This is a genomic window from uncultured Holdemanella sp. (assembly GCF_934772795.1).
Taxonomy (GTDB): Bacteria; Bacillota_I; Bacilli_A; order Erysipelotrichales; family Erysipelotrichaceae; genus Holdemanella.
On the sequence record NZ_CAKVMR010000025.1, the window covers coordinates 21,961 to 29,696 of the forward strand.

Sequence of the window (7,736 nt, forward strand, 5' to 3'; positions counted from 1 at the left end):
AAAAGATGTATTGATGAAATGTACAAAATGCGTTTATGAAGAAGAAGTTGATTGATGAATTATTTTCAAATAAACCTGAAGAAAACTATATGATGCACTGCCCTGAATGTGATCATAAAATGATTGTTAAAAAATAACTCAACAACTTCAGACAAATACAAAATGTTGGCTATTACGATAGTCCTATTTGTCGTTGCTGATAACCCACAAATTGTGACATTTCGACAGCTTTTCACATATTGAATTTCCTTTGTTCCGAAACCAAAATCTTAATCTATAAGAAAAGAGATGCGTTCTACTGCAAATACAGTGGAATTCATCTCTTTTCGTTCGCATCACCCACACGATAATTTAAATTACCAAAAAACACTTATTTGTTACAGCTCTTTTTCTGTCTCCTCTTAACTATAAGATTTGTGCAATAAAATGAACTCATAAGTTTGGACATTCAAACTTATGAATTTGCTTCATTTACTTAGTTTTTCTTACATAAATTTTATAAATCTTATTTTTTGACTTTAAGAACAAATTAGAAACTTTAAAATCACTCACATAGTTCGTTTAACATATTTTTAATCTAAGATCTCCCCATTACTTTCAATCACTTTTTTGTACCAAAAGAATGAATCCTTTTTATATCTTTTATATGAACCATGGCCATAGTCATCAGCATCGACATAAATCAGACCATATCTTTTTTTAAATTCTCCAGTTGATGCAGATACTATATCAACAGCACTCCAGCAAGTATAACCAATAAGGTCCACTCCATCCTTGATAGCCTCTTTCATTGCTTTTATGTGTTTTTTCAAATATTCTATTCTCTCGATATCATGTATAGTTCCATCTTCTTCTTTTTGATCATATGCTCCAATACCATTTTCTACAATTATGAGAGGCTTTTCATATCGATTATAAAATTCATTTAAAAGCCAACGCAATCCATCCGGATCTATTGTCCATCCCCATTGAGTTGCATCTAATAGAGGATTTTTCAAACCAAAATTTGTTTTTTCTCTTGATTTTTTTTGATCAGCTTGAGAACAGTCTGTTCGATAATAACTAAAACTTATAAAGTCAACAATCCCTTCTTTAAAATCTTTTAAATCTTCATCCATGATTGTTAATTTAATGTGATGATCATCCCAATATCTTTCCGACCAATACGGATACTTTCCTTTACACATTACATCCATACAATAATAGTTCCATATTTCCATATCTCTTTGTGCTTGTGCTATATCTTCTGGTTTACATGAAATGGGATAATACGCAAAGCCACAAACCATACACCCTACGGAAATAGAAGGATCAATTAAATGAGCCAATTTCACAACCTTTGCACTAGCAACCAACTCATGATGTAAAGCTTGAAAACGATCATTAACCTCATCTATTGTTGCCTCAGAATCATCCATTGTTATACATCCCTTTTTGGGAATGATGCCTGAAGTGACATATTCACCATAAGAAACTGTACCGAAATTTATTTCATTAAATGTTAACCAACGTTTCACTAAACCTTTATATTCTGTTATTATCGTTTTTGCATATTTAACAAATAAATCAATTAATTTACGATTTTTCCACCCGCCATACTTTAATGCAAGATTCCACGGCATATCGTAGTGCGTCATTGTTACTACAGGTTCAATCCCAAAAGATAAGCATTTTTCAAATACATTTCTATAATATTCTAAGCCTTCAAAATTTGGTAACTCATCATCTCCATTTGGATAAATACGCGACCAGTTAATAGATAATCGATATATTTTAAACCCTGCTTCAGCAAATAATTTAATATCTTCTTCATAATGTTCATATTGTTTACATCCATAATGAGTTGGATAGAAATATCTGCTAGTATCTATTTCATTAGTTATTAAACGTGGATGGCTTTTATCACCATTAGTGCAATGATCTAGTATGGAATCTCCTTTCCCAGAAACATTCCATGCTCCTTCACATTGCGTTGCAGCTGTAGCACCACCCCATAAAAAATTTACTGGAAATTCTTTTGACTTTTTCATCTATAAATTACTCCTCTCAATATTTATCCATTTATAGTACTATCTTCTTCTTCTTTGACATTCATTAATAAGGTTATAGTTAATCCTGCAGCGAATGCAATTACCATAGTTATAATAGCCATAATAAGATTATTTAACGAACCATTAGGATTAGCAAAAGCTATTATGCTAATAATACTTGGTGAAGAAAACACATACTCAACAACATTCATCATTCCAGCAAATAATCCTGCGATACTAGATGCGATAATTGATGCTATAAAAGCTTTTTTCCAACGAATTAAAACACCATAAATAGCAGGCTCAGTAATACCAAAAATTGCTGTAATTCCAGTAGATAATGCCAATGATTTATTTTCTTTATTTTTCAATTTCAAACTAACAGCACATGCTGCTCCTGCAATTGCCAAATTTGCAGACAAAAGACCAGTCATTACAAATCCTTCAAATCCGTTCTCTGCAAAAGAAGCGAAAATCGCTGGATACCAACATCCTCCTGTTCCCGAGAACAAAATCAGAGGAAGTAAAGCAGAAATCACTGCAACGGAAAGACCTCCTAAATTCGTGTTTAACCATAATGTAGCAGTTGCTAATAAATTACCTATCCAAGTGGCAATAGGACCAATAGCTATTAATGTAATTGGCACAGTAATTATCATCGTGATAACAGGAACCATGACAAATTTAATTTCCTTAGGAAGATGTGCATCTAAAGGTCGATAAACAAAAGACATAAATAATACCCCTAGCATTGCTGGAAGTACAGATTGAGCATAATTAACTGTAGTAATTCCTATGCCCAAAAAATCTAATCCATCCACTCCGCTAATACTATTGGATACTAATACGGCGCCAAGCAAACTACCCAACATTGGAGATATATTCAATTTCTTTGCTGTATTATATCCAACATAAATAGGCAGATAAGTAAAAGCTCCAACATATATAGAATTAAGAACTAAATATGTCCCTGAATTAGGATCAACACCAAAGAAAGTTGTGCAGCAAACTAAAAATGCACTAATCAATCCACCTGCAACGATAATTGGTAATACTGGCATAAATGATCCTGAAATAAAATCAACTATAGTTGTGATATAATGCTTTTTTTCTGTTGAAGATTTTATTTCTTCTTTTTTGTCAGATTGATTAGTAGAGGTATTATTTTGAATACCCGCTATATTAACAAACTCTAAAAAAACAGATTCAACACCTGGACCTATAATAATTTGATAAGACTTATTAATTTTAACTAGGCCAAGTACACCTTTAATAGATTTTATATCATTATCACTTCCAACAATCGATAAATCTTTCAATGTTAATCGCAACCTTGTGGCACAATGAGATGCACTCTCTATATTATCTCTACCACCAATCACTTTTAAAATGCTTTTACATAATTCTTCATACATATCCGTACTTTTCTCCTTTATTATAGATATTAATTATATAGAAGATCTGCTGCAGCTCCTCTTCTATAATTGATTATAGATTATATAGCTATGTAAAAGGGTGCAATATTCGTGCCAATCTAATTTAAACTTTTCATATATGCATCAAAGATTTTCTCGAGACAATATTGGGTAGCAAAAACTGTATACACACTTCGATTATTTGTTTTAGCTGATTTACTAAGATACCATACCTCATCAAAATAATCATAGTATTTTAAGTCATGAACTGTAGTTAACAGTATTGTTTTTGCTTGATTATCCTTTATATATGGTAGAATTACATTTACGAAAAAGCCTGAAACAGAGATTACAAGTAAAAGATCTGTGGATTTTAATGAGTGTAATAACTCACTATTTTCATATTTTTTAGAAATGATTCGTACCATCTTATCATTTAGTATCATAGCTTTTTGAAATTCACTACTTTGCCTACTATAGATATCAGATGTTAAAAATACAATTGTATTAGCTTTTTTTATATCATTTACTATACCAGCTATTTTTTCATCAGTAAAAAAACTATCACATTCATTTACCATTTTTAATATTTGCTCAGAAATTGTCTTGTTCTCAGTATTATCATATATTCCTGCTCTATAGAATGAATAAGTATCATGAAAACTTTCAAATTGATTTTTTAAAATTTTAAAATTGTCAAAACCTAATCTTTGAGCAAAGCGCCTTATTGTAGCTCTACTTACAAAGCATTCATCAGCCATATCATATATATTCAAATTTTGAAGATGATTAAAGTTTTGAAGTAAGTATTTTGCTATTACTGCATCTGAGGAATCTTCTTCTCCTTCATTTAAAATTGAAATCAAAGAATTTAGCACCCCATATCTATTTAACTCTTGTGCCATAAAATTTATTCCTCCTTCTTTTTTGTAGCAATTTTGTTTATACTTTTTGTATGAAACTGTTAAAAATAACTCATCCTTTCATTATTATATAATAATTATGATTTAATCTATTAATTCTAATATAAAATTTACAATTTTATACATCCTATTCAGATGAAAAACATCATGATGTCACAGATAATGTGATTGATTTTATAAATCGCCTTATCATACATATATCGGACTATCATTTCTTAACCACTCGGTATTATGGATTCTATGCCAATGCATCTAAGAAAACATTGGATAAAGTCCATGCACTTCTTGGAATCAAAAAGAATAAGGATTATTCGCGTGAAACTAGAACAAAAGCTCTTAAAAACAAACTCAATAAATTCAAATACCGCACTCATTTAATAGATTCTTTTAACCTAAGATCCAATTCAATGTAAATGTGGAGCTATTATGCAGTATACTTATACATATAATCCATTGGAGGACAAAAGAAATGACAGAACATACAGAAAAAGATGTATTGATGAAATGTACAAAATGCACTTACGAAGAAGAAGTACCTAGATGGTTGATTGATGAATTATTTCCAAATGAACCTGAAGAAAACTATATGATGCACTGCCCTGAATGTAATCATAAAATGATTGTAAAAAATAATTCAAACTTCAGACAAATACAAAATGTTGACTATTACGATAGTCCTTTTTGTCGTTGCTGATAATCCACAAATTGTGACAATTCGATAGTTTTTCACATACCGCATTTTCCCTGTTTCGAAACCAAAATCTTAATATATAAGAAAAAAGTCCCTAAGGACCTTTTAAAATAGAATCTTTCGTGTTGCCGGTGTACAAGATGCGATAAACTTTCCATCTTTGTAAGACTTTAATACAGGAGCATCCAAATTTAAAGCTTCATGATAATTTTTAGCATCCATCACCACAAAACTTGCCGGATTTCCTTCTTGAATTCCATAGCTGTCCCCTAAATGTAAAGTTTTAGCTGCATTTGTCGTTACGAATTTATATGAATTTAGAATTTCCTCATACCCCATCATATGTCCAGTATAGATTCCCATATAAACTGGATCACGCATATTTCCACTTCCCATTGGATTCCAAGGATCAAAAATATCATCCGTTCCAAAAGATACATTGCATCCAGCTTCTGTTAATTCCTTAACTCGTGTTAATCCACGACGTTTAGGATATGTATCCGCACGACCACCTAAATGTACATTCACACAAGGATTGGCTACAAAGTTAATATTTGACATTTTTAAAATACGCATCAAACGAATCATATACGCATTATTATAAGAATGCATTGCCGTTGTATGACTTGCCGTTACCTGATCTTTCATACCAGTTTCATAAGCAAGTGTCGCAACTGTTTCAAGTCCTCGACTTGCTTCATCATCAATTTCATCACAATGAATATCAATTAGCTTTCCATATTTTTGTGCTAATTCAAAACAAATTTTTAAAGATTCGACCGAATATTCACGCGTAAATTCAAAGTGAGGAATAGCTCCAGCTGCATCTGCACCCAATTTCAAAGCTGTTTCCAACAATTCCTTTCCTTTTGGATAACTCAAAATTCCATATTGAGGAAACGCAACAATTTGAATGTCCATGAAATCCTTTACTTCTTCTCTTAATTCCAAGATAGCTTCTAAAGCTGTTAGATTTGGATCATTGATATCCACATGCGTACGGACATGTTGAACACCATGACTTGCCTGCATACGAATGACTTTATTCACACGATCCATTACATCTTTTTTAGTTAAAAATTCCTTACGCTCTTCCCAACGTTCAATACCTTCAAATAAAGTTCCCGACATATTCCAATGTGGTTGACCAGCTGTCAAACAAGTATCTAAATGAACATGAGATTCAACAAAAGGAGGAAGGACAAGTTTTCCTTCTAGATCCATCACTTCTTCTTGTGCATATGGTTCTAAATCTTTTCTTATTTCTTTGAATTTTCCATCTTCAATTCGGATACACTTTAATTCTTCATTATTTTCAATACACGCATTTTTTATTAACATTTTATGCCTCTTTCTTTCTTATATACCCTATAAAATAACATACTGATGCTACAACCATCGCATTTACCGCTGCAATTCCCCAAGGAAGAATATTTGCAACAATAGCTCCAACAATAACACCAACAATATTGAAACTATTAAAATTACCTACATCCATATTATCTTTATATTTTTTTCTTTTCATAAAGAAATCTAGAATGACAATAATTCCGATTGGCGGCAAAGCACAATTCAGTATGTTAAGCCAACCTGTAAAATTGTAATACAACCAAATGGATAAGATGGTTCCAATAACACCTGCAATCCATGTTGTTATTTTCATTTGGATATTTGTGATATTACTAATCGCAAGACCACCTGTATAAAGAGCGTTATTATTTGTTGTCCAAATATTAGCTCCTAAAACAATAATAGCAGGAATTGCCAAACCTTGTGCAATCATAACATAGAAAATGTCATCAGCGCCTGTAAAAGCACCTCCAATTGCACCGAAACAAAACATTAATGTATTCCCGAAGAAAAACGCAATGACTGTAGTCCAAACCGCAATTTTATTATTTTTCGCAAAACGAATAAAATTCGGTGTTGCTGTCCCTCCAGAAATAAAGGAACCAATCACATATCCAATTCCTGTAAACACACTGATTTTTCCAGCCGATTGTGCAAACACAGCCACAAGGCCACCACCATCAGTTGTGGCAGTAACCATTGAATAAACACCCAATACAACAATTAAAGGAACGGATATCGTGCTTACGACTTCTAATGCCTTCATACCTGTAGCAGCTGTCAAAGTCATCAATAACCCAGCTGCGATTGTCAATGCCCATTCATTGATACCTAAAAGTTGAGCTGTTGGAATTGAAAACATCGCTACACCAACGCCAAACCATCCAATTTGTGTAAACCCTAGAACTAAGCTTGATACATAAGATCCTTTTTTACCAAATGCCTTTCGACAAAGCAAATCCATTGTTAGTCCTGTGTCAGATCCTATATAGGCTAATATTCCACAATAAATGGATAAAATAATTCCACCAATGATACACGCTAAAACAAATTCACTAAAATCTAAACCATTTCCTAGTTTTGCTCCTACACTCATACTTGCAGAAAAGAAGGTAAATCCAAGCATGACAAAAAACATACTTCGAAAACCTTTTCTTGCACTTTCTGGAACCGCTTCCAATGAATAATCTTTATCTTTTATTTCTTCCATATATACTCCTTCATTTCAAAATTCACTATATGATTTTAACAGAAAAAGTAGGCGACAGAATTTTAATTCTACCGCCCCTTGTCAAACCGTACGTGCCCTACTAAGGCATACGGCTTA

The 7,736-nt window shown here is 32.2% G+C and carries 6 protein-coding genes and 1 pseudogene; 2 read left to right on the top strand and 5 right to left on the bottom strand.

Annotated features, from left to right (window positions below; all coding sequences use genetic code 11):
• Positions 1-572: 572 nt before the first annotated feature.
• From Q0F04_RS06115 to Q0F04_RS06125, 3 genes are all read right to left on the bottom strand, one after another.
• Positions 573-2,030 (bottom strand): family 1 glycosylhydrolase, encoded by a 1,458-nt coding sequence (locus Q0F04_RS06115; protein ID WP_295751336.1) that lies wholly within the window; start codon positions 2,028-2,030, stop codon positions 573-575.
• Between the two features lie 23 nt (positions 2,031-2,053).
• Positions 2,054-3,445 (bottom strand): PTS transporter subunit EIIC, encoded by a 1,392-nt coding sequence (locus Q0F04_RS06120; RefSeq protein ID WP_295751338.1) that lies wholly within the window; start codon positions 3,443-3,445, stop codon positions 2,054-2,056.
• A 119-nt stretch (positions 3,446-3,564) separates the two neighbouring features.
• Positions 3,565-4,350, bottom strand: coding sequence for a hypothetical protein (locus tag Q0F04_RS06125; RefSeq protein ID WP_295751341.1), 786 nt, complete (start codon positions 4,348-4,350; stop codon positions 3,565-3,567).
• Between the two features lie 152 nt (positions 4,351-4,502).
• Between Q0F04_RS06125 and Q0F04_RS11905 the strand changes: the two are divergent.
• Positions 4,503-4,781: pseudogene (locus Q0F04_RS11905) on the top strand (transposase); the annotation flags it as partial.
• A gap of 56 nt (positions 4,782-4,837) precedes the next feature.
• A complete protein-coding gene (locus Q0F04_RS06130; RefSeq protein ID WP_270490478.1) occupies positions 4,838-5,062 on the top strand; it encodes a hypothetical protein in 225 nt (74 codons plus the stop codon).
• A 102-nt stretch (positions 5,063-5,164) separates the two neighbouring features.
• On the opposite strand, the gene codA is transcribed toward Q0F04_RS06130, so the two are convergent.
• The gene (gene codA / locus Q0F04_RS06135; RefSeq protein WP_295751344.1) at positions 5,165-6,400 is read right to left on the bottom strand and encodes a cytosine deaminase; all 1,236 of its coding nucleotides are present in this window, start codon (positions 6,398-6,400) and stop codon (positions 5,165-5,167) included.
• A 1-nt stretch (position 6,401) separates the two neighbouring features.
• A complete protein-coding gene (gene codB, locus Q0F04_RS06140) occupies positions 6,402-7,619 on the bottom strand; it encodes a cytosine permease (protein WP_295751348.1) in 1,218 nt (405 codons plus the stop codon).
• Between the last annotated feature and the right edge of the window lie 117 nt (positions 7,620-7,736).

What these genes read in the sequence shown, in the direction of transcription:
- Q0F04_RS06115 (WP_295751336.1), bottom strand. Translation starts at nt 2,030, where the DNA reads ATGAAAAAGTCAAAAGAATTTCCAGTAAATTTTTTATGGGGTGGTGCT.
- Q0F04_RS06120 (WP_295751338.1), bottom strand. Translation starts at nt 3,445, where the DNA reads ATGTATGAAGAATTATGTAAAAGCATTTTAAAAGTGATTGGTGGTAGA.
- Q0F04_RS06125 (WP_295751341.1), bottom strand. Translation starts at nt 4,350, where the DNA reads ATGGCACAAGAGTTAAATAGATATGGGGTGCTAAATTCTTTGATTTCA.
- Q0F04_RS06130 (WP_270490478.1), top strand. Translation starts at nt 4,838, where the DNA reads ATGACAGAACATACAGAAAAAGATGTATTGATGAAATGTACAAAATGC.
- codA (WP_295751344.1), bottom strand. Translation starts at nt 6,400, where the DNA reads ATGTTAATAAAAAATGCGTGTATTGAAAATAATGAAGAATTAAAGTGT.
- codB (WP_295751348.1), bottom strand. Translation starts at nt 7,619, where the DNA reads ATGGAAGAAATAAAAGATAAAGATTATTCATTGGAAGCGGTTCCAGAA.